At 40.3% G+C, this 23,737-nt stretch carries 21 protein-coding genes and 2 pseudogenes; 21 read left to right on the forward strand and 2 right to left on the reverse strand.

The genetic code is table 11. The features are described 5' to 3' along the window. Positions 1–10 precede the first annotated feature (10 nt). Genes FXF70_RS12475 through FXF70_RS12485 form a run of 3 tightly spaced genes read left to right on the forward strand, consistent with a single transcriptional unit; the run spans position 11 to position 2,772 of the window. Positions 11–1,426, forward strand: a complete 1,416-nt coding sequence (locus FXF70_RS12475) for a PTS fructose transporter subunit IIC (RefSeq protein ID WP_148780339.1) — start codon at positions 11–13, stop codon at positions 1,424–1,426. 15 nt (positions 1,427–1,441) lie between these two features. Next, complete coding sequence (locus tag FXF70_RS12480) at positions 1,442–1,900, forward strand: PTS sugar transporter subunit IIA (RefSeq protein ID WP_017359532.1); 459 nt, start codon at positions 1,442–1,444, stop codon at positions 1,898–1,900. 2 nt (positions 1,901–1,902) lie between these two features. Continuing rightward, the gene (locus tag FXF70_RS12485; protein WP_025207447.1) at positions 1,903–2,772 is read left to right on the forward strand and encodes a class II fructose-bisphosphate aldolase; all 870 of its coding nucleotides are present in this window, start codon (positions 1,903–1,905) and stop codon (positions 2,770–2,772) included. Between the two features lie 43 nt (positions 2,773–2,815). Here the strand turns inward: FXF70_RS12485 and FXF70_RS12490 are convergent. Further along, positions 2,816–4,337, reverse strand: a pseudogene (locus tag FXF70_RS12490) (MDR family MFS transporter); the annotation flags it as partial. A 119-nt stretch (positions 4,338–4,456) separates the two neighbouring features. On the opposite strand from FXF70_RS12490, the gene FXF70_RS12495 reads away from it, so the two are divergent. The 6 genes and pseudogenes from FXF70_RS12495 to FXF70_RS12520 all read left to right on the forward strand — a co-directional run bounded on the left by FXF70_RS12495 (position 4,457) and on the right by FXF70_RS12520 (position 8,521). Further along, a complete protein-coding gene (locus FXF70_RS12495; RefSeq protein WP_148780340.1) occupies positions 4,457–4,927 on the forward strand; it encodes a MarR family winged helix-turn-helix transcriptional regulator in 471 nt (156 codons plus the stop codon). 35 nt (positions 4,928–4,962) lie between these two features. After that, positions 4,963–5,098, forward strand: a pseudogene (locus FXF70_RS19275) (DUF6262 family protein); the annotation flags it as partial. A gap of 118 nt (positions 5,099–5,216) precedes the next feature. Beyond that, complete coding sequence (locus FXF70_RS12505; protein ID WP_148780341.1) at positions 5,217–5,690, forward strand: GNAT family N-acetyltransferase; 474 nt, start codon at positions 5,217–5,219, stop codon at positions 5,688–5,690. Between the two features lie 302 nt (positions 5,691–5,992). Then, positions 5,993–7,591: a T7SS effector LXG polymorphic toxin gene (locus FXF70_RS12510; protein WP_148780342.1), complete on the forward strand. Its 1,599-nt coding sequence runs from the start codon at positions 5,993–5,995 to the stop codon at positions 7,589–7,591. Between the two features lie 15 nt (positions 7,592–7,606). Beyond that, the gene (locus FXF70_RS12515) at positions 7,607–8,062 is read left to right on the forward strand and encodes a hypothetical protein (protein ID WP_148780343.1); all 456 of its coding nucleotides are present in this window, start codon (positions 7,607–7,609) and stop codon (positions 8,060–8,062) included. Between the two features lie 159 nt (positions 8,063–8,221). Then, positions 8,222–8,521: a contact-dependent growth inhibition system immunity protein gene (locus FXF70_RS12520; RefSeq protein WP_148780344.1), complete on the forward strand. Its 300-nt coding sequence runs from the start codon at positions 8,222–8,224 to the stop codon at positions 8,519–8,521. 184 nt (positions 8,522–8,705) lie between these two features. On the opposite strand, the gene pdxR is transcribed toward FXF70_RS12520, so the two are convergent. Then, complete coding sequence (gene pdxR / locus FXF70_RS12525; protein ID WP_148780345.1) at positions 8,706–10,082, reverse strand: MocR-like pyridoxine biosynthesis transcription factor PdxR; 1,377 nt, start codon at positions 10,080–10,082, stop codon at positions 8,706–8,708. A 108-nt stretch (positions 10,083–10,190) separates the two neighbouring features. On the opposite strand from pdxR, the gene FXF70_RS12530 reads away from it, so the two are divergent. The 12 genes from FXF70_RS12530 to FXF70_RS12585 all read left to right on the forward strand — a co-directional run bounded on the left by FXF70_RS12530 (position 10,191) and on the right by FXF70_RS12585 (position 23,600). Then, a complete protein-coding gene (locus FXF70_RS12530) occupies positions 10,191–10,634 on the forward strand; it encodes a GNAT family N-acetyltransferase (RefSeq protein WP_074042008.1) in 444 nt (147 codons plus the stop codon). 199 nt (positions 10,635–10,833) lie between these two features. Next, positions 10,834–11,274 (forward strand): hypothetical protein, encoded by a 441-nt coding sequence (locus FXF70_RS12535; RefSeq protein WP_008343720.1) that lies wholly within the window; start codon positions 10,834–10,836, stop codon positions 11,272–11,274. A gap of 310 nt (positions 11,275–11,584) precedes the next feature. After that, on the forward strand, positions 11,585–13,630 hold the full coding sequence (locus FXF70_RS12540) for a BglG family transcription antiterminator (RefSeq protein WP_395947867.1): 2,046 nt from the start codon (positions 11,585–11,587) through the stop codon (positions 13,628–13,630). A gap of 15 nt (positions 13,631–13,645) precedes the next feature. Continuing rightward, positions 13,646–13,912 carry a PTS sugar transporter subunit IIB gene (locus FXF70_RS12545; RefSeq protein ID WP_017359544.1) on the forward strand — a complete coding sequence of 89 codons (267 nt, stop codon included), beginning with the start codon at positions 13,646–13,648 and terminating at the stop codon, positions 13,910–13,912. 26 nt (positions 13,913–13,938) lie between these two features. After that, positions 13,939–15,201 carry a PTS ascorbate transporter subunit IIC gene (locus FXF70_RS12550; RefSeq protein ID WP_148780347.1) on the forward strand — a complete coding sequence of 421 codons (1,263 nt, stop codon included), beginning with the start codon at positions 13,939–13,941 and terminating at the stop codon, positions 15,199–15,201. A 17-nt stretch (positions 15,202–15,218) separates the two neighbouring features. After that, on the forward strand, positions 15,219–15,911 hold the full coding sequence (gene alsE / locus FXF70_RS12555; protein WP_008343724.1) for a D-allulose 6-phosphate 3-epimerase: 693 nt from the start codon (positions 15,219–15,221) through the stop codon (positions 15,909–15,911). 183 nt (positions 15,912–16,094) lie between these two features. Beyond that, the gene (locus FXF70_RS12560; RefSeq protein ID WP_116306935.1) at positions 16,095–17,135 is read left to right on the forward strand and encodes a LacI family DNA-binding transcriptional regulator; all 1,041 of its coding nucleotides are present in this window, start codon (positions 16,095–16,097) and stop codon (positions 17,133–17,135) included. A gap of 217 nt (positions 17,136–17,352) precedes the next feature. Further along, a complete protein-coding gene (locus FXF70_RS12565) occupies positions 17,353–18,609 on the forward strand; it encodes an ABC transporter substrate-binding protein (protein WP_025207433.1) in 1,257 nt (418 codons plus the stop codon). A 30-nt stretch (positions 18,610–18,639) separates the two neighbouring features. Then, the gene (locus tag FXF70_RS12570) at positions 18,640–19,572 is read left to right on the forward strand and encodes a carbohydrate ABC transporter permease (protein WP_116306933.1); all 933 of its coding nucleotides are present in this window, start codon (positions 18,640–18,642) and stop codon (positions 19,570–19,572) included. Beyond that, on the forward strand, positions 19,572–20,402 hold the full coding sequence (locus tag FXF70_RS12575) for a carbohydrate ABC transporter permease (RefSeq protein ID WP_144625748.1): 831 nt from the start codon (positions 19,572–19,574) through the stop codon (positions 20,400–20,402). The genes FXF70_RS12570 and FXF70_RS12575 overlap by 1 nt, the downstream gene beginning before the upstream one ends. A 31-nt stretch (positions 20,403–20,433) precedes the next feature. Then, complete coding sequence (melA, locus tag FXF70_RS12580) at positions 20,434–21,765, forward strand: alpha-glucosidase/alpha-galactosidase (RefSeq protein WP_148780348.1); 1,332 nt, start codon at positions 20,434–20,436, stop codon at positions 21,763–21,765. A gap of 374 nt (positions 21,766–22,139) precedes the next feature. Further along, positions 22,140–23,600 carry a CoA-acylating methylmalonate-semialdehyde dehydrogenase gene (locus FXF70_RS12585; protein WP_148780349.1) on the forward strand — a complete coding sequence of 487 codons (1,461 nt, stop codon included), beginning with the start codon at positions 22,140–22,142 and terminating at the stop codon, positions 23,598–23,600. Positions 23,601–23,737 lie beyond the last annotated feature (137 nt).

The raw sequence follows: 23,737 nt of genomic DNA on the forward strand, positions 1-23,737 counted from the left end.
GGGAGTTCACATGAGCCGTAAGAAAATTGTCGCTGCCACTGGCTGTCCAACAGGCATTGCGCACACATTTATGGCAGCTGAGGCATTAAAAATCGCAGCTGAGCAATTAGGGGTCGACATCAAAGTTGAAACGCATGGTCAAGTAGGAATTGAAAACGCTTTAACTGATCAAGACATTTTGGAAGCAGATGGCGTTATTGTTGCAGCGGACAAAGATGTGAATACAGATCGTTTTCACGGCAAACCACTGATTGAAGTGCCTGTAGCGAAGGGTATCCGCACGCCAAATGAACTGATTCAAGGCATTATCAATGGAGAAGCACCCGTTCATCAAGTGAAAGGAAGAGCTTCTGGAACAGAAAAACCATCTACGTCTTCATCCGCTCAACAAAAGTCAGCGAATAAGTGGATACACACCATCTATAAGCATTTAATGAACGGTGTATCACACATGCTTCCATTTGTTGTTGGGGGCGGTGTCTTAATCGCTTTATCTTTTCTATTCGGTATTTACTCAGCTGATCCTCAGCATGAAACGTATCATCCGTTCGCTGCCTACTTGAAAAACATTGGCGGGCTCGGCTTTAGCTTAATGGTGCCTATTTTAGCAGCGTTTATCGCTGATTCAATCGCCAAACGCCCAGGGATGGTTGTCGGATTTATCGGTGGCCTGCTTGCAAACGATGGAGGCGCTGGATTCTTAGGTGGTATTATCGCAGGTTTTGCAGCAGGGTATATCATCGTACTTCTTCAATTCCTGCTTCAAAAATTACCAGCATCACTTGACGGATTAAAATCAATTTTCATCTATCCTGTCATTGGTATTTTCTTAATCGGGGCTGTCATGACCCCGCTATTAGTTCCAATTACAGGGCTAAATCATTCATTAATGGATTTTCTCTCATCAGTTCAATCCACCAATCCATTGCTTTTAGGTTTAATTGTTGGAGCCATGTGTGGATTTGATATGGGAGGACCTTTTAACAAAGCAGCCTATGTCACAGGAACGGCTTTACTCGCAGAAGGTAACCTTTATTTCATGGCAGGGGTGTCAGCAGCATGTATCACACCACCGCTTATCATTGCGATTGCCACAACGATTTTCCGAAAACATTTCACACCACAGGAACGAAATGCTGGGATGATCAACTATATTCTCGGAGCGACTCATATTACCGAAGGAGCCATTCCATTTGCAGCCAAAAACCCAGTCGTTGTCCTACCAATTATCATGTTTGGTTCCGCCATCTCTGCTATATTGACGTATCTCTTTGGCGTACAGGTTCCTGCTCCGCACGGTGGATTCCTTGTCCTTCCAGTCGTCACAGGCGCATTTCAGTGGGTGCTTTCCATACTCATCGGCTCACTTGTAGGTGCGATTCTATACGGACTTTACCGCAAGAAAATAGACAAACCCGCAGTTTAATAGGGAGGAAGAGAAATGATGGAACATATTTATATGAATCTACATGAAACAGCTTCTTCACAGGCTGGCGTTTTTGCAGCCATAGCTGACATTGCCTCTGAAGCAGGGATTTGCACATCTCCTGAGGCTGTCAAAAAAGGACTAGCTGAAAGAGAAGCTCTGAGTACAACCGGCTTTCAAGATGGATTTGCCATTCCGCATACACAGTCAGACGCCATTCAAGTACCGGCACTCGTCATCGTCCGTACAGAAACCGGAATCGAATGGGACGCTTTTGATGGGAAGCCTTGCTTTTTCTTCTTATCCTTGCTCATTCCAAAAAGTGAAGCAGGAACCACTCACTTACAAGCACTTTCTGCTCTTTCACGCGGATTAATGGATGAAATGAAACGGCAAAAACTGCTCGAAACAAGAACAAATGAAGAAATGCTCGCTGTATTAAAAACAGATATTTTGACGAGAGAGGATGTTTGACCATGCCTTTACTTTCCACAACACCTATGCTTGAAGCAGCAAAAAAAGAAAAATACGGAATTGTCGCATTCAATGTACATTCCTTTGATAGTATTTACTGGGTACTCGAAACGGCAGCTGAATTAAAATCACCTGTCATTTTGCAAACAACGGTTGGCACGGTCCAATCGCTTGGTGCAAAAGCCATTGCAGATACAGTAAAGGCGGCAGCGGATCAATACCAAATCCCAATCGGCCTTCATCTCGATCATTGCACTGATTTTGATGTAATTCTTACTTGTATACGAGCAGGATATACATCCGTGATGATCGATGCTTCCATGCATTCATATGAAGAAAATGTACGCCGCACAAAAGAAGTGGTGGACCTTGCCTTAAAAGTAGGTGTAAATGTAGAAGCCGAGTTAGGCAAGGTAGGCGGGGTAGAAGATGATATTGTCGTGGATGAAAAGGATGCTCAAAAAGCCATTCCATCAGAATGCCGTCAATTTGTAGAAGAAACTAGTGTACCTACTTTAGCACCTGCGATCGGCACGGCCCACGGCATTTATAAAGGGGTGCCGGATATCGACTTTGACCGCATTGAACAAATTGCAGCGCTTGTCGATGTGCCGCTTGTCCTTCATGGTGGTTCAGCTGTACCAGATGAAGATGTCAAAAGATGTGTCGCACTCGGTATGGCAAAGGTCAATGTGTCCACTGAACTGAAAAATGCATACTCTGAAGCGATTCGTGATCATTTCTCAAACGAACCTGAAAGCTTAGATCCGCGTATGTATTTACAAAAAGCAAAACAAGCAGCCAAAGACATGGTCACATCTAAAATAAAGATCGTTGGCAGTGAAGGAAAAGCCCAACTTTTATATCAATAAGATGAAAAAAAGCAGAGCCGCATCGCTCTGCTTTTTTCACATTATTCGCTTTCTTTCATTTCATTTGATGTACGTACTCGTGCATTTCCCATAAATATGACCGTAATCGCCGCAAGTGCAATCGGGAATAAAGCAATCATAAATACATACGTAATACTTTGTGACATCGCATCAATCACTTTATTTAAAATATCAGGCGGAATTTGTGAGCGTGCCCCCTCTTGAAAAATGGCTTGTGGATCACCAACTGGAGAAGAAGCTCCTTTCATTCCGCTAAAAGCATCTGCTAAACGATTTGTCAGGACATTGGTTTGAATCGTTCCAAAAATCGTCACGCCTAAAGTCATCCCAAGTGATCTCATGAACGAATTGGTAGAATTAGCACTGCCGCGGTAGCGCGGAGAGAGATCATTCATTGAAGCAGATGGCAGAAGGGAGAAGCTAAATCCAACGCCAAAACCTGAAATCATCATAAAGAGCGTAAGCCACAATCTTGCTGTATCAGGCGACATATTGGCAAGCAGCAGCATCCCAGCAAAAAATGAAATCACAGAGATGGTCATTAATCGTCTAAAAGGTACTTTCGTCTGCATCGTTCCACCAATCATACTGCCAATCACGGAACCAATCATCATCGGTGTTAAAATGAACCCGGCACTTGTTGCAGATTCACCGTACACCGCCTGGACGAAGATAGGAATAAAGACAGCTAGAATAATAAACGTCCCGCCATATAAAAACGCCAAAATTTGAGATGTCGCAAACAAACGATTTTTAAACATCCAAAATGAAATAATCGGTTCTTCTGCCTTCCGTTCAACAATGAAGAAGATGGTGCCAAAGACAACAAACACAGCAAATAGTGTCAAGATTTGAACAGAATCCCATGCATACGATTTACCGCCAAGCTCAAGGGCGAACATTAAACTGACAACCGCAACGACAAGTGTAATGGCACCTGACCAGTCAATTTTCTGCTTGCGATGCTCAAGCGATTCTTGATAAAATTTGGCGATTAAGAATACACTGACGATACCAATTGGTACGTTAATATAAAACACCCAATGCCAGCCGATCGAATCCGTAATAATTGCTCCTAACAGCGGTCCTAATACACTGGATAGACCAAAAACTGCACCAAACATACCGGACATTTTCCCGCGTTTTTCTGGCGGGAAGATATCAAAGATAATCGTGAAAGCGATCGGAAGAAGAGCACCGCCTCCAAGTCCTTGAATCGCACGGTAAATAATGAGCTGATCCATTGTTTGTGCGATGCCGCACAGCGCAGATCCAATTAAAAAGAAAATAAGTCCAAACAGAAAAAAACGCTTTCGACCATACATATCTGAAAGCTTTCCATAAATCGGCATACCGGCCATCACTGCCACCATGTAAGAAGCAGTCACCCAAGCAAATTTATCAAAACTGCCCAAATCGGCGACGATGCTTCCCATTGCTGTTGCGACAATGGTGTTGTCCATCGCTGCCATAAAAATCCCTAACAGCAACCCGACGACAACAAAGCGAGTGGATGCCTTGCCTTTATGATCCACGTTATTCATTTCATTTACCTCCTGCTTACGTTCTCTTCACTTTTTTGCTATGATCAAGTTAATTATAAAGTAAGAGAACATTTATCTTGATGATCAAGATAAATTGATTTTAAAGGGAGGAGAACAAGTTGTCAACAAAGAACGAGACAGAAGATCGAGCGGACCAGATCATTCATACGATGAGACGCCTTGCTACACGAACAGTCCTATTTCACCAAGCAGCCGCTCAATCGCTCGGCCTTTTCCCAACAGATCTCAAATCAGCAGATTTGTTAAACGAACTTGGACCACTCACAGCAGGTGAATTAAGTGAAAAAACCGGTCTCAGCTCAGGTGCGGTCACCGCTCTCATTGACCGGTTAGAAAAAGCAGGCTACGTCAAAAGGGAGAAGGACCCAAAAGACAAGCGAAGGGTCATCATTGTTCCATTAACAGCGGGGAAATCACAGGTGAAACAACTCTTTCTATCTTTATCGGCATCCACCAAAAAACTCACAAATGAATACAAGCCAGAAGAATTGGATTTAATCATTCAATTTATTTCAGAAGCAGCTGAAATCATGGATCAAGAGCTGCAATTGCTTAAGTCTAAATCGTAAGAAAGCACACTGATGCGTTAACTACACCGAAATAAGTAAAGCGAGAAATGAACGAAAACAACAAAGATGCTCTCATTGCATCTCTAAAAAAACAAAAAGTTGGAAGAGGAAAATAGGCAATTAAGAGAGCAACTGAAAGTAGCATATGCAGATGTCTATAAAAATTTATAAGAGAGAACAACGTTCACCCTCCTTCAACTAACGGAGCAGTATAGCGCAAGAAGAAGTTGATGAAATAATGATAAGTATATTAGGATGCTTATCCTAAAAAGGGGAGGTATAACAGAAAGTGGAGATTATAAAGTTTAAGGAAACTGATACAAAAGAGATTATTTCATTGTTTTATGAAACAGTTCATTCCGTAAATTCAAAAGATTATTCCCAAGTACAATTGGATGCTTGGGCACCAAGAGATGAAAAAGAATCTAAAATGAATTCTTGGAAGGAATCATTGAGTCAAAATATAACATTTGTTTCTAAAGTGAATGGTAAAGTTGTTGGTTTTAGCGATTTAACGCATACCGGGTACTTAGATAGACTATTCGTTCATAAAGATTATCAAGGACAAGGTATAGCCACAGCTTTAGTTGATATGCTCGAATCTGAGGCAAAGAAACTAAAGCTTTTAGAAATTGATACCGAAGCAAGTATCACAGCTAAGCCATTTTTTGAACATCTAGGTTACAAAATTGTTTGTTCACAAACTGTGGAAAAAAAGGGGGTTAAGTTGGCTAATTTTAAAATGCTAAAAAAAATAAAATAATCATTTTTTTGTTATGCTAACAGGTGCGTTAGTTTAAGAAGAAAGGGTATAACATATTAGTGATATAAAATATGTTATACCCTTTAATAGACAAGAAAAATGAACCAAATATGTTGTCCAGAAAGAAGAACCTGCGGACGCTGATCATTGAGCACTTAAAATGCCTTGATTGGTGTCCGTTTTTTGAAGAAACGCACCTTTCTCTGATTAAATAGAAGCTGTTTTTGTATCTTTATTCCTATTTAATGACATTCCTTGTGTTGGTAAAATTGACCTTGTCAATGAATAGGAAGGAGTGAATTCTGCTGGGGAAGATACTTGATGCAAAAGCACTAACCAGTGCCATGGATACAAGGTCAAAACACTATCAGGAACTCCGCGAACAAATGGTAGATTTAAAAAAGGCATTACAAGGTGTTGCCAACCTCGGTGATGATTTCACTGGAAAAGGTGCCGATAACATTAAAAGCTTCTATAAAGAACTCGCTGGAAATGTAGACATGTTTATTAGCTTTATTGATAAGCAAAAAGCCTTTCATGAAGGTGTTTCTGGGACACTGGATGATACGAGCTTTGGCGGCGATACCTTTATAGAGGAACACTTTTTAGACAATGCAGTACATATGGGCATCAAGAATGCAAAAAGCATTGTGAAAGATCAAAAACAGGCACTCAAAACGATTTTTCAAGATATTGATGACCTCATTTCCCTAGAGGTATTTGATAGCCAAACCTTTGCTGAAAAAATAGAAGATGCGGAAGATGAACGAAAAAAGACGGTCAAAGAACTAAGAGAGCTTGATCAAAATTTAAAAGATGAATATGCTTTGTCAGAGACGGAGCAGCAAGCTACAATGGCATTGTACGCAGAAATGATCAATGCCACAAATGACGGAAAATCCATTTCGCCTATGAATTTTGACAAGAAAGCGTATCAAAATAGCGAAATCTACAAGGCAAAAAGCGATATTGAGAAGCAAACTTCTGAATATCTAAAAATCAAAAAAGATCAAGAAGAAGCCCGCAAGATTGCAAAGGAACAAGAAGCGCTCGCCAACCGTCCGTGGTATGAAAAAGCCCTTGATTACGGTGGGAATATCGTTAATGAGCTGACAGGCGTGAACGATGCAAAACGTGCCGCAACAGGTGTCGATCCGATCACAGGTGAAGAACTCACCGCAGGACAGCGAGTCGCCGCAGGCGGCATGGCAGCAGCAGGCTACATCCCGATCGTCGGATGGGCAGGACGTATTTTCAAAGGCGGTAAAGCCGTTTATAAAACGACTCAAGCCACGTCCGCCGCAGTCAGAGCAGTCGACATCTATAAGACGTCGCAAAAGTCCTTTGATGCCTTAAAAACATCCCAAAAAGGCTTATATGGTCTCACCGCCACCAACGGCTTCAGCGAAGCAATTACAGGTCGAGATATGTTTGGAAATAAGATCTCGAAAGAACAGCAGGAAGCGAGTGTGAATGCGGCGCTGGGGATGCTTTTGCCGTTTGGGGCAAAAGGGTTTCATGGGAAGATAGGTTTAAGTTCTCAAAGTCCAGAAGGATTTAATCGAAAAAGGGCTTTGCGACACGCTAAGGATTTAGGGGGGATACCTAGGTCTCAACAGCCTACTCGTCAATGGCAAGTAGGAGATAATGTTTTTAAGAAAGGGCAAGAACATCGTAATTATGAGTACAGTTCTAACCATACTCACCATGGCCGGTACTATGAATTTGATACCCCAAAAGGAAAAAGAGTTATAGTGCAACATACTAATGATGGAAAATTACACACTCACGCAGGGAAACCAAAAGAGGGTGCCGATCCATTTAATTATGATTTTAAAAAAGAAAGATATTCAAATATATATGGACCAAATGGTGATCACCATATCTATTACAATGAATAACGAGGAATGAAAAATATGGCATATAAAAATGAAAAAATACAGAAAAAAATTGCTTTGATGAATGCTAAAAAGAAAATACAACAATTAGCATATATTGAGGTAATTGATTTTGAAGATGATGCTTCTCAATGGCTAAAATTATGTGAAACAGTATTAAAACAATTTCGTCAAATAGATTCAACACCTTCCGAAATATTAACAAATACAGACAAAGACTCGATTATGACTTGGTTAAAAAATTCATTAGATTTTCTCAAAGAGAAAAAAGAATGGTTTATTTTAATTGAAAATGACCCTTTTCCTGTTTGGGCAAATGTAAAAGCTTTAAATTTCGATAAGGCAATTGAAGAAATTTGGCTATTTTCAGAGAATCATAGCATCATTGTAGCAGATAAAATAACAGGTAAAATTGCTCAAATATTTTCAGAAGAAAAACACTTTGAACTTCATATTGGAAACTGCGCAATTTAATTGTAAGCAAGATTAATTGATCAAAGAGCAGAACCACAACCTGAAAGCTCTCGTTTGACATTCATTAGGTTAGCAAACACCACTACTTTGTTTTCTATGAGATGAAGGTTTTTAAACTCGCTATTTAAACTGATAATTTTAATGATGATAGGTGATTCAATGAATGAGAGCTCTAGTTATTTAAAGAAGTTAGAAGATTTTTTAGGTGGGACATTTCATCAGGATATTGATTCACCAGAGGAAGCGTTAGATGAGTTTATCCATGAAGCTAGCAAAGAATGTCTGCTGTCTACTATAAAGGATTGTCAGGGTTTTTTGAATAGTACTCTAACAATACAAAAAAAAGAAAGCTTTATTGAAAATAATGCAGAAATATACTTTCCGGCGATCTCATTAAACCCTCTACAGTGGTTTAATCAAATAATAGAGGAAATGAAAAAAGCAGTGAAAATGCAGTAACAAAATGAACCTTGATTGGCTAATACCTTTCAAGGTTTTTTGTGTTGATTGAACTTCATACCGAAAAAAGTGGAGATAAAAATAGAAAGTTGAAGTGGTATTTTGATAAAGAGGCGATTCACAACATTCAATTATGAAATTCACGCTCTAAGTTTCAAACAAAATCGTTCATGAACCACCAATCTTATTCCCATGCTTCTTTTAATAAACAAATACCTCTTTCGATTTGTTCAAGAGAAAGGTTTGCGAAACCGAGCAGTATGTGCGGTTGTACAGGTGGATTTTCGATAAATAAATGACTTGTAGGATACACTTTAACATGCTGTTGAAGAGCTTTTTCAATTACTTCTTTTTCGGAATAGGGAGTGTGTATACGTAACATGATATATAACCCTGCATTGTCACCAATGATCTCAATTTGTTTTCCAAATAAATGTTGAACTTGTTGTACCAATAAATTCATTTTCCTTTTATAAGTATTGCGCATACGCTTAATATGCTTTGTCCATTCACCACTTTTCATAAATTCAGTCATGGTCAGTTGGTGCAATAACGAAGCATTATGTTCGAAATGTTCAAATTTACTCATATAGATATTGATTAATGAATCAGGTAACACCATATATGCTAATCGTATAGCTGGTAGAAATGCTTTTGAAAACGTACCAAAATAAATGACATGTGCAGCATCTAAAGAGGCTAAAGCAGGAAATGGTTTTTGTCCATATCGAAATTCTCCATCGTAATCATCCTCTAATAAGAAACCGTTATTTGATCGTACCCATTGAATCAATTCAATTCTTTGTTGAATCGATAGTGCAGTACCAGTAGGATATTGATGTGAAGGTGTTATGTACAATAATTTCCCGCTTTTATTTACGAGTGAGTCCAATAATACACCTTGTTTTGATGCAGGAATACTTTCAATCTCAAATCCATGTAAATGACAGACCTCACGTACACCGCTATAACCAGGGTTTTCAACAATGATACTAGAAAAACGTTCTTTTAATAGAAATCCCAAATACAACAGTAGTTGCTGTGTATTACTTCCAACGATCATATTTTTGGGGTTAATGATCATACCTCTCGCTTGAAATAAATAATCAGCCAGTTCTTGTTTAAACCCCGGTTCTCCAAAAGGTTCTCCATATTGAAAGCTAATGGATTGCTGCAGCACTTTGTTGGAAATTTGCCGCCAAACTTTTAAAGGGAATTGTTCCTCATCAACAGTACTTGCTTTGAAATCAATGAAATCGATCAATTGTATTGGTTCATTTCTAGGTACTTCTGAAATAGAGGTTTGAAGAAATATCGGTTCAAATTCATTGACACTATAGCTTTTACGCTCATTGGCTTGAATATATCCTTCAGCTAATAATTGATCATATGCTTGTAGTGTAGTGTGGCGACTAACACCTAGGTCATTGGCTAGTGAACGAATGGAAGGAAGATTTTCTCCTGTTTTTAACTTTCCCTCCTCGATTAACTTTTTAAATTGCTCATAAATTTGTTTATATTTTGGTTGATTGGCACTGAAAGGGAAAATATAATGTTTCATTTCTTCATTCCTCCCTTCTGACATTTAATAAAGTATAAATCTGTACATTTTTACATGTCAGAATATCGATTATTATACTACTAATTGATATGAAAAGGGGATAGAAGAGTGGATATAGTAAGAGCTAATGAAAATGATTTAAAACAAGTTTCGGTTCTATTTGATCAATATCGTCAATTTTATAAACAGACTTCTAATATAGAAGGTGCTTATCATTTTCTAGTGGAACGATACCGTAAACAAGAGTCTATTTTGTTTGTTGCAAAGCAAGGTGAACAATATGTAGGATTTGTACAACTGTATCCCACATTTTCATCTGTTGCGATGAAAGATGCGTTCATTTTAAATGATTTGTTTGTTATAAACGATTTTCGTCAAAAGGGAGTAGGTAAGGAATTGATGAAAAAAGCATTTTCATTTGCAAACGATAAAGGAGCCAGATTTATCTGTTTAGAAACAGCGACTTCTAATATAAAAGCACAACAATTGTATGAAAAAATGGGCATGACAAGCGATTCTTCAACTCAGCACTATATTTATTATTGGGATTGAACGCAGAAGAATGAAGTTTTGGGATGGCAGAAAATTTAATATAACTCGGTCAAAAAAAGATGAATATGCTTTGTCAGAGACGGATCAGCAAGCTACAATGGCATTGTACACTGAATTGATTGCAACAAAATGACGAAACAGCGATTCCTATGGATTTTGACAAGAAAGACTTTAAAAAACACAAAGGGGGGTAATTTTATTGAATTCTTATGATGAAGATCTAATAAAGGATTTGGAATTAAAAGACCTTCTTAAATATGTCAAAGTACATAAAAATCCAAAAATTTATTTAGACTTAATAGAACAAAAATTTGATTTTGCTGGTTCAAAAATAGATTGGTTACAAACCAATAAACATTATAGTAAGAGCTCAAATCATGAATCGTTACTTTCTGATGCTCTTCTCTTTATAACTGAATTAAAAGAAAAATATTTAGATAATAACTTACAAGTAATTTACATAGGGGATAACCTTACAGAGTTTGGGTACCAGTTTGAATTAAAACATCTAGAAGAGTTACTAGTCTATTTTTTAGATATCCCACAGCACCACTACTTTATATCATTAGAAGGTGATTGGAGTATTTGTATTTCATTTGAAAACGATTTGGATTTCGGATTTAGTTTAAACAAAAAATAAGTTTAAGCGTCACATATAGGAAAAATAAAAAATGAATAAGAAGTGAAAAAACCTTGACTGGCTTTATACCATTCTAGGTTTTTTTGCGTTTATTCGTCCTCAAACACGTAAAAGAAGACAAAGAACTCTTTGTATACAACTGAAAGCACACTCAATCAGTGTGTTTTTCTTATGAAAAGAGCACACAATCGCTGCAAAGCACGTGCTGAAGACATTTGGGCTTCTTTGATGCAGGTGAGTTGATTAGACTTATAACCAAAGGGAAAGAAAGGAGGAATTCCAACTGTACTTAACCAAAAGGGGTACTACTTTGCTATCTATGCTGCTTCATACGACATCTTATTTATCAATAGAAGATTTACAGAATCGAATGAATGTCTCGACTCGAACCGTTTATGCTGAAATCAAACGAATGAATAGCTGGCTGGAAACCCATCAGCTTAGTGGCGTCCAGCGAAAAGATCAACGAGGCTACTATTTACATCCACACGAGAGAGAAGCCATTATCGAAAAAGCTGACACTGTTCTTGTCGGTCATGACTATGAACCATGTGTAAAAGAAAGACGTGCCATCTTGCTCCTATCCATTGCATGCAGTGAGAAGCATCTAAAAATTGATGATTTTATAGAGATGACGAAGGTAAGCCGCAATACACTGCTTGAAGATATGAAACAACTAAAAGAAGCACTTTCAAAACAGCAGCTTACACTTCATTATCAGGCGGCCAGTGGCTATTTAATTTCAGGAGAAGAAAGAATAATTCGGTTGGCGCTGAAACCTTATATTCATTTCATTCGCAACATGATAAAAAATGAAAAAACGTTTCCATCGGTTTGGTTAAAGGGTCCTATCTCATATAAGAGAATACATGATCTCCTTCAACAATCCGAACAAGATCTGAAGCTTGAGTTTGCAGATGACATGCTGGATCAGCTGTCTATGGATCTCTTTTTCTACTTTAAACGGATGAAGCTAGGACGTGCTGTACACATTTCAACAGAAGAAAAACGGACATTGCAGAAAACAGATGAATGCTTGGCTGCTATTCGTTTCATGGCGCAAATTCAAAAAGAAACCAGTCTTTTGGTTCATGATGAGGAAATCTATTTTCTTAGTACGCTATGGCTCAGTGCCAAAAAACAAAAACTTCCAACAAGTCAAAAACCAGAAGAACATCTCATTCGAACCATTGCGAGACAAATGATCATTGACTTTCAGCGTTATGCGTGTATTTCCTTCCAGGAAGTAGAAGTCTTGGAACAAAACTTAACCATGCATTTAATTCCGGCCTATTATAGGCTCATCTATCACATTGAGATCATCAATGAATTAACAGATTCCATGAAACATGCACAGCCAGAGGTGTTTGACATCACGCAAAAGGTTGCTTGCCATTTAGAGAAGGCGGCCTGTTCAAAGATGAGCGATCATGAAATTGCCTATGTGGCGATGCATTTTGGCGGCTGGATGAGAAGAGAAGGGATTTCGTCGATTGCGAAACGTTCTGTTTACATTGTCTGCGGAGAAGGAATTGGCACCAGTCACATGCTGAAAACGCAGCTTCTTGAATTAATCGGCTACATCGACATACGCGGACTGTTATCAAAACGTTCATATGAAGAATTAACATCCATTGATGCCGACTTTGTTGTGTCAACGACACCTATTTCGTTTAAAGGAAAACCTGTTCATCTCGTTCACCCTATTCTCACTGCCTATGAGAAAAAAACATTGCTTCAATATGGAGAAGGCTCAGAACCTAAGCTTGATGAGCACCATGTGAATGCTTTATTCAATATCATTCAGCAGCATACCATCGTTCAAAATGAAAAAGCATTGCTTCATGACCTGAAGGAGCTGCTTCATCCCACATATGTATCACACCAGAAAGGGTGGAAACCAGTGTTAAACGATTTATTAACAGAAGAAACCATTCAGCTCCAGCAAACAGCAGACACATGGCAGGAGGCCATTACAAAAGCAGCGCAGCCTTTGCTTGATCAACAAGCGATTCAGGAAAGTTATGTGAAAGCGATGATCCAGTCTGTTCATCAAAATGGCCCTTATATTGTGATTGCGCCACAAGTGGCGATTCCGCATGCCAGACCAGAAGATGGCGTGAACAAATTAAGCATGTCACTTATGTCATGTCATCAGCCCGTTTCCTTTTCAAAGGATGGAAAAAAGCAAGTTCGGCTCATCATTGTATTAGCTGCCATTGACAGTATGACCCACCTGAAAGCACTCAAACAGCTGACGATGCTGTTAAGTGAAGAAAAACGGGTGAGACAATTGATTGAAGCAGAGGAATTAGTAGCCATTCAACAACTAATCAATCGATTTTCAGAAGTATAAAGGAGGAAAAAGAGAATGAAAAAAATTCTTGTTGTATGCGGAAACGGTTTAGGAAGCAGCTTTATTGTTGAAATGAATGTCAAAAAGGCATTAGAAGAATTAGGACTTTTAGCGGAAGTGGATCACACCGATCTCAGTACAAGCAAAAATGAACAAGCAGACCTCTATATCGGCGCAACAGACATTATCGATCAGCTGGATGACGGCACAAGAAAGGTCGCTGGATTAAATAACTTGTTAGACCAGGAAGCCATTAAAGACGTCCTTCGTAAACACATATAATCGACGGAAAAAGGGGGATTCACATCATGATAGAACTGATCATGAACGATATATTGGGCACACCCGCAATTCTCATCGGTTTGTTTGCACTCGCTGGTTTACTTTTGCAGAAAAAGTCAGCTGCCGATACTGTATCAGGCACCTTAAAAACAACAATGGGTTTTTTAATATTAGGAGCGGGCGCCACAGTCGTATCTGATTCACTTGGGGTTTTCAGAAAGATGTTTGAAGCAGCCTTTCACATTCAAGGGGTTGTCCCAAATACAGATGCCATGGCGGCCATTGCCCAAAAGGAATTCGGTACACAGACAGCGCTCATTATGATTTTTGGTATGTTGGTCAATTTGCTTTTGGCAAAATTCACACCCTTTAAATACGTCTTTTTAACTGGTCATCATACGCTATATATGGCGGCTATGCTTGCAGTCGTTCTGTCAACAGCTGGCATGCAAGGGACGCTGCTGATCACCACTGGTTCAATCGTATTAGGTGCAGCGATGGTCATTGCTCCCGCAATCCTTCAGCCGTTTACAAGGAAAGTCACTGGAAGTGATGATTTGGCGCTCGGTCATTTCAGTACGTTCGGCTATTTTACAGCGGGAATGATCGGCAAATGGGTCGGGCGCCCAGAGAAATCAACAGAAACCATTCAAGTGCCTAAATCACTCGGTTTTCTCAGAGATACATCGGTGGCCATCTCCATTACGATGGCTTTGCTTTTCTTTGCGATTGCACCGTTTGCGGGAATTTCATTCATAGAAAACATTAGTGGTGGTACGAACTTTGCTGTCTTCATTCTCATTCAGGCCATTACCTTTGCTGCTGGGGTGTACATTATTTTAGCAGGTGTACGGATGGCAATCGGGGAAATTGTGCCTGCTTTCAAAGGGATTGCCGATCGTTTCGTCAAAGGGGCAAAGCCGGCACTTGATGCGCCAACTGTTTTCCCATTTGCTCCAAATGCGGTGATCATCGGTTTTTTATGCAGTTTTGCAGGTGGCATCGTGTCTATTTTCCTTCTTCCTTTGTTTGGTTTAACTGTCATTGTACCTGGACTTGTGCCGCACTTTTTCTGCGGTGCGACAGCGGGCGTATATGGCAATGCAACAGGAGGAGTGAGAGGTGCAGTCGCCGGTTCCTTTATAAATGGAATACTCCTTTCATTTTTACCAGCTTGTTTACTTCCTGTGTTAGGCACTCTTGGCTTTGAAGGGACAACATTTGGAGATACAGACTTCGGTATCATCGGAATATTGATTGGATTGATCAAATTTTTATTTCATCTTTAAAAAGGAGGCATTTCAGGATGACAGCTATTTTCTCACCTTCATTGATGTGTATGGATTTAACGCACTTCCGTGAACAAATTCAGCTTCTGAACACAAGGGCAGACCGTTATCATGTCGACGTCATGGATGGTCATTACGTAAAGAATATGACCTTATCACCCTTTTTCATTGAACAACTTCGGAAACTGACAGATGTTCCGATTGATGTTCATCTAATGGCCGAACAGCCTCAGGAATTTTTAATTGATGCATGTATTGATGCAGGCGCAACGATGATTTGTTTACATCCAGAAGTGGTGCAAAAAGACGTTTTTCGAATCATTCGGCATATCCACGAAAGAAAGTGTGAGGTCGGCTTTGTTCTCAATCCCGCCACACCAGTTGCAGCATTAGATGCTTTTATTCATTTAATAGACCGGGTGACGATCATGACAATTGATCCAGGGTTTGCGGGTCAGCCTTTTATCAAAGAAATGCTTCCGAAAATGAAAGAGGTGAAAGAAATCAAAGAGAAGGGGGGATACTCATTTTCAATTGAGGTAGACGGCTCTTGTAATGAAAGCACGTTCCGGTTGCTTGCTGAGGCAGGAAATGAAATTTACATCATCGGCACCTCAGGTTTATTTGGACTTCACGAAGAATTAGATAAAGCATGGGAAATAATGAAGCAATTGTTCGCAAAAGAAACAGCCACAATGAAATCACCTTAGTAAAAAGGAGGATGAAGCCCATCCTCTTTTTTACGCAATTTTACTAAACAAACTACCTACTTATCAAAACATACTCAAAAACTTCATAAAAGCACAAATTTATAATTGAAAGCGCTTTATTTATGTGTTATTCTTCAAATATCTTTAGTAAACATTTAGTCAAAAATGATGAGGAGTTTACCTATGACTACACTCAAAGATATTGCTCATGATGCAAAAGTATCCGTCTCTACTGTATCCCGTGTGTTAAATGGCGACCAAACGCTTGCCGTTTCACACGCAACAAGACAAAACATCCTCGACATAGCCAAGAAATTAAACTATACCCCCGTCAGAGCAAGAAAAGCCGATCAAGCAGAAGTAAAAAGCCCACCCGCATCTCCAGTCATCGGTGTCGTTGTCGCCCAATCCATTGACGAAGAATTAAATGATCCTTTTTTTTCATCGATTCGAAAAGGAATTGAAAAAGAATATGCCAAACGAGGTCTGTCCACTCTCCATACCTTTCGCCTAAGAAACATGGATAAAGGGGCGATACTAAAGGATATTGACGGTTTGATTGTCATTGGACGAATCAGCCCTGATACGGTTGAAAAGATGACAAACCGAATGGAACATATCGTTTTTATCAATCATTATGCGGATGAAGATTTGTATGATTGTGTACATGTGGATTTTGTCAGAGCGGCAGATCGTGCCATTCGTCATCTGCAATCTCTCGGCTATACACATCTAGGATATATTGGCGGGAAAGAGAGGGAGCATTATTTTGAAGGAAATGCTGTGATTGAGGATGAAAGACAAACAACGTTTATCAAAAGAATGCAAGAAGCGGGAACTCTTCATATGAATGACATCCACATAGGCGAATATTCGATGCAAGAAGGCTACTCACTTATGCAAAAAGCCATTCAGAAAGGAAATCTTCCAGAAGCCTTTTTTATCGGAAGTGATTCTATGGCAATAGGCGCTATGCGTGCGCTACATGAAGCCGGTCTTCGTGTACCTCAAGATGTCTCAATCGTGGGGTTTAATGATATCGAAGCCGCTTCCTTTTCAAGCCCGCCGCTCACAACGGTTAAAGTATATACAGAACAAATGGGGGAAGTAGGTCTAAAGCTTTTGCTTGAGCGGATAGAGGGAAGAAAGCTTCCCCTAAAAGTCGTCGTGCCAACAAAGCTCATGCAAAGAGGCAGCACATGCCCAATTCATGAAAGGGGGTGAACGAGCATTTCAGCAAACAAAAAAGAGACAAAAAAGCAGGAAGGGAGCTGCTGAGCATGATGGCCAGATCATGCTGAAAACAACGCAGTTCACCCAATTGCTCTCTTATCTCTTTGAAAAGAATAGAATTCCAGTATAATGGACTTCTTTTGTTTCCGCAACCGCATGAATTCTACCGATAATCGTCTGAATTTTCAGTAATCAAAAGGAGGAAACGATGAGTAAAAAAATTCTGATGTTGTGTGTAGCTCTAGTTTTGTCGATGATCTTGTCTGCTTGCGGCAATAACGGTGCGTCTGAAGCAAACGGGAAAGTGACCTTGACTCTATTCTCCACAATGAGTAACAGCGGGGAGAGAAAGGCATTTGAAGAAGTGATCCGTGATTTTGAAAAAGAACATCAAAACATCCGAATTGATGCCAACTTCCCTGGCAACAGCTATGAAGATATGATACGCGTCAAAATGGGCGCAAACGATATGCCAGACCTATTTGATACACACGGCTGGGCCAAGCTGCGATATAGCGAATACGTGGCTGATCTAAAGGAGATGGACTGGGTAAAACAACTCGATCCTTCACTCGATCAAATTTTAAAAGACAAAGACGGCAAAGTCTATGCCTATCCGCTGAATCAAGCAAAAGACGGACTTAGTTTTAATGCCAATCTATTAAAAGAATATGGCATAAAAGTTCCTAAAACACTGAATGAACTGAAAAGTGCTTTACAAACTGTCAAAGAAAAAAGTAAAGGAGACGTTGTGCCGCTCTGGATCCCAGGAGGCGATAATTCAAATATTGCCCAAGTCTTTGATGAGTTGGCAACGCCTTTACTCATTACCGATCAAAAACATCAATACGGAAAAGACCTTGAAAATGGATCATTTGATTGGTCTCACTATACACCGCTTGCACAGTTTATGAAGGAGCTGAAAGATCAAGACCTTTTAAACAAAGATGTACTCACGGCGAAACTATCCCAAGCACCTGAGCTGATGGCACAAAACAAAATTGCTTTCACCTTTGTGGGAGGATCTTTAGGACCTGAGGCGACTGAACTCAATCAATCGATCAAAGTAGGCACCATGCCCGTACCAGCTATTCATGAAGGAGATGAGCAAAGCTGGATTGGCGGGGAACGCTTTACTGTTGCGGCATGGAAAGACTCAAAGCATCTAAAAGAAGCAAAACAATTCATTGACTTTTTAGCAAAGCCTGAAAACGCAAAAAAAATCGCAGAGGGCACTTCCTCTGAAACGGCCTTAAAAGAAGTCAAAGCCAAAAACTATTACTCTACATTTTACGAGCAATATGAAGATATTAAGATTGAACCCTATTTTGATCGAAAATACTTACCGAGCGGCATGTGGGCTGTCATGGCAACGACCGGTCAAGAATTATTAGCAGGCTCCATCACACCGGAACAACTATCGAAGAAAATGGAAGAGGAATATAAACGTCTGAAAAAACAATAGCAGGCTCATGCTGAAACAGGAGTGAAGCCAATGAGTGACATCACAAAAGAAAACCAGGCGGCGACATTTACCTCTTTTCCAAAACAGAAGATGAAAAATAGCCAAAATTCTTCACTTTGGTGGATGTATCTGCCTGCTGTTCTCGTTGTCAGTGCCTTTATCATTTATCCCTTTTTTAACGGGATTCAGCTCTCTTTTACAAATTGGAACGGTTTCTCACAACAGTATGAGTGGATCGGACTGGATCAATACAAACGATTGCTGCAAGATCCAACTACATGGCTTGTTGTGAAAAATACCCTTCTTTACGGCATCGGGAGCACCATCTTACAAAATATGATTGGTCTTGGATATGCACTCTTATTAAATCAAAGTTTAAAAATGAGAGCCATCACAAGAACCGTGATCTATCTACCCGTCATGATCAGCCCGATTGCTATGGGCTATATTTGGTATTTTGTCTTTGCGTACCAAGGTGGTGCTTTAAACGACGTTGTTACCTTTTTTGGATTTGATCCAATGAACGCACTTGGTAATCCGCAGCTAAACACTTGGATCATTGTGTTTGTGAATACGTATCAATTCGTCGGGATTGCCATGATCATTTATTTAGCAGGACTCCAAAGCATACCTAAAGATTATTATGAAGCAGCACAACTCGACGGAGCTTCAGGTCTTCAGCAATTTTGGCGAATCACATTACCGCTTTTAATGCCATCTATCACCATCAATGTTGTGCTCAATGTGATCGGTGGACTTAAATTATTTGATGTCATTGTCGCCCTCACTGGCGGAGGACCCGGAGATTCCTCGCAATCGATGTCGACTTTTATGTACGATCTGTATTTCAAACGGCAGGATGCAGGCTATGCAGCGACGCAAGGTGTCTTCATGGCTGTCATCATCCTTGTCGTTAGTGTCGCAGCGCTCATTTATTTCAAACGAAAGGAGACCGAGGTGTGATGGATAACGCCTATAAACGAAAGAAAAGATGGTACTCCTTACTCGCCCTTTTGATCACATTGCTGCACCTGATTCCATTTTATATTTTAGTCACGACCTCTCTAAAGGGGATAGGAGATTTTAGCTCAAAATGGTTGTTCCCATCAACGCTTCATTTTGAAAACTTTCTGATGGCATGGACAGATGCTCAGCTTGGCCAGTCCTTTTTGAATACAGTGATCATTACGTTCAGCTCGGCTGCCCTACTCATCATCTTTGGATCACTTGCCGCCTATCCGCTTGCAAGAAGAGGAACAAAGCTGAATCAAGCGGTGTATCTCTTATTCATTTCCATTATGGTCATACCGCCGCTCACAGCCCTTGTCCCTTTATACAAAATGGTTGTACAAATTGGCATGATGAATACTTATCAAATCGCTATTTTAAACAATGTTGCTGCTTTTTTGCCACTGACGATTTTTCTATATGCCGGTTTTATCCGGTCGACGATTCCAAAGGAGCTTGAAGAAGCCGCTCGTATTGATGGCGCGGGAACACTCAGAGTCTTTTTCACCGTCGTTTTTCCGCTGCTGAAGCCGATTACCGCTTCTGTTTTAATCATTGCCTGTGTGTATATTTGGAACGACTATCAATTTGCCATCTTCTTCTTGCAAGATAAAGAGATGCATACACTTACAGTCGCCTTATCCAATTTCTTTGGTCAAAATCAACACCAACTCCAGCTCGTTGGCGCCGCTGCTCTTATTGCGATGCTGCCAATGGTCACGATGTTTTTACTTTTGCAAAAATACTTTATCGCAGGGCTGTCTCAAGGCTCTGTTAAAGGGTAATCCAACCTTGATGTAAAAAGGAGTGTCGTCTATGTCTAAAATTACATTTATCGGTGCAGGAAGTACCGTGTTTGCTAAAAATATATTAGGAGATTGTCTGTTCGTTCCCGCACTTGCCGGCTTTGAATTTGCGTTATATGATATCGACCACAACCGGCTGAAAGAATCAGAAACGATGCTACGTCACTTAAAAGAGAACTACGGTGCACATGTGACCATTCAGTCGTATCACAACCGGAAAGAAGCCTTAAAGAATGCGAAATATGTCATCAATGCCATCCAGGTAGGAGGCTATCAGCCAAGCACTGTTATTGATTTTGAGATTCCAAAAAAATATGGATTAAGACAAACGATTGCGGATACGGTTGGCATCGGCGGTATTTTCCGTTCACTTCGAACCATTCCCGTGATGCTCGACTTCGCAAAGGATATGGAAGAAGTATGTCCACACGCCTTATTATTAAATTACACGAATCCAATGGCCACATTGACTGGCGCTATGCTGCGTTATACTCGGGTTCAAACGGTTGGTCTTTGCCATAGCGTACAGGTGTGTACGAAAGATTTATTTCAATCACTTGAAATGGACCATGAAGGCATTGAAGAAAAAATTGCCGGCATTAATCACATGGCATGGTTATTAGAAGTGAAACGAGACGGTCAAGACTTGTATCCAGAAATCAAAGCAAGAGCAAAAGAAAAACAAAAAACGCGGCATCCTGATATGGTTCGTTTTGAACTAATGGATAAATTCGGCTACTATGTCACCGAATCCTCAGAGCACAATGCAGAATATCATCCGTATTTTATCAAATCTCGTTATCCAGAACTGATTGGACAGTTTAACATTCCGCTCGATGAATACCCAAGACGCTGCGAGGAACAAATCAACAATTGGAATACGATGAAACATGACCTTGTGGGAAACACACAAATCACGCATACGCGCTCTAAAGAATATGGTTCACGTATCATTGAAGCGATTGAAACGAACGTTCCCTTTAAATTTGGTGGAAATGTACTGAACACAGGAGGACTCATTCACAACCTTCCTGAAAAAGCCTGTGTCGAAGTGCCATGTGTTGCAGACCGGAGCGGTATCATGCCATGTTATATCGGAGAGATACCTGAACAATTGGCTGGACTCAACCGGACCAATATCAGCTCACAGCTCATGACGATTGAAGCTGCAATCAGCGGCAAAAAAGAACACATTTACCAAGCGGCATTATTAGACCCGCATACAAGTGCTGAATTATCAATTGGTGACACCATCAAACTATGTAATGAATTAATTGAAGCACACGGGGAGATGCTCCCGGCTTATACAGAGCCAAGTCAATACGCAATTTCTTCTAAATAACTAACATAAACAGTCTTAACCTGATGCACCTGGCATCAGGTTTTTTTAGATCAACAAACTGGTCATTGACTGAAAGCGTTTTTAATATTATGATTTTTCTAAAGTTAACCAACAGTTAACCAAAAATACATCATCAATTAGTTAACATGATCATGCCACATGACACACAGACAAAACGACCTAAAAGGGGGGACAGATCTTCGGAACCAAAAGAGCTAGAAGGTAGAGACTTCACATGTTTTATCAGAACGTAAAGCAAAACCGTGGTTTCATTTGACAAAGAGTGTATACAGATGAAGGCCCCTTAGATGAGACAATGACGATAAATCAACACACGATTGCATCACAATCCAAACAAAGAGGAGAGAGGGAACATGACCAAAACAGATGTACAAACGTTGAAAAATTATATTGGCGGACAATGGGTGGACGCCGAAACGAACCAAACGGAAGCTGTTTATAATCCAGCTACTGGCGAAATCATCGCAGAAGTACCACTTTCAACAAAAACGGATGTAGAACATGCAGTCCAGGCAGCACAAGAAGCGTTCACCACTTGGTCTAAAACAGCTGTTCCCCGGCGCGCACGTATTTTATTTAAATACCAACAGTTACTCGTTGAGAAATGGGATGAGTTAGCTGAACTCGTCACGCTGGAAAACGGAAAAAGTGTAACAGAAGCAAAAGGAGAGGTGCAGCGAGGAATTGAATGTGTGGAATTTGCCGCTGGTGCACCAACCTTAATGATGGGGAAACAACTGCCTGATATTGCGACTGGTCTAGAGTCTGGCATGTACCGCTACCCAATTGGCGTCATCGGCGGCATTACCCCTTTTAACTTTCCGATGATGGTCCCATGCTGGATGTTCCCGCTTGCCATCGCTTGCGGAAATACATTTGTTTTAAAACCTTCAGAACGGACGCCAATCCTTGCTGCACGGTTAGCAGAATTATTTGAAGAAGCGGGACTTCCAAAAGGTGTGCTCAACATTGTCAACGGCGCTCACGATGTAGTAAACGGTCTGCTTGAACATGAAAAGGTAAAAGCCATTTCGTTTGTCGGCTCTCAGCCAGTCGCAGAATACGTCTATAAAAAAGGGACAGCACATGGTAAACGTGTCCAAGCACTTGCCGGTGCAAAAAATCACTCTATCGTCTTGAAAGATGCTGATTTAGAATCAGCAACAAAACAAATCATTGGCGCTGCTTTTGGATCAGCAGGTGAACGCTGCATGGCAGCAGCCGTTGTCGCAGTGGAAGAAGACGTGGCAGACGACTTGATTCAACAATTGGTCGATGAATCCAACCAGCTTGTCATCGGAAACGGAATAAATGAAGATGTCTTTCTCGGACCAGTCATTCGGAAAGAGCATAAAAAACGAACTCTTCAATATATCCAATCAGGAATTGAAGAAGGCGCAAGCCTGATTCGTGATGGCAGACAAGATAAAGAAATAAATGGAGAAGGGTATTTTGTCGGACCAACGATCTTTGATCATGTCACAAATCAAATGAAAATCTGGCAGGACGAGATTTTTGCCCCAGTCTTATCCATTGTCCGTGTCTCATCACTCGCAGAAGCAATCGACCTGTCCAATCAATCAAAATTCGCAAACGGTGCCTGCCTATACACAGACAGCGCTTCAAGCATAAGAGAATTTCGTGAAAACATCGAAGCCGGCATGTTAGGCATTAACATTGGTGTCCCTGCTCCAATGGCTTTCTTCCCATTTTCCGGCTGGAAAGATTCCTTCTACGGAGACTTGCACGCCAATGGAACAGACGGAGTAGAGTTTTACACGAGAAAGAAAATGGTGACCGCTCGTTATATGTAGCGTACATTTATTGAACATTGAGGAAGAATGCAGCTCCATCATGGAGACTGCATTTTTTTGTTGTCTTCTAGTTAAAAAGTAAGGGTTTTCATTGTACTCTTTACAGGGATTCGCAGGGAGAAATCATTCTTTGTATT

Origin of the sequence: Bacillus sp. Y3 (genome assembly GCF_008123875.1) — a bacterium.
Taxonomy (GTDB): Bacteria; Bacillota; Bacilli; order Bacillales; family Bacillaceae; genus Bacillus; species Bacillus altitudinis.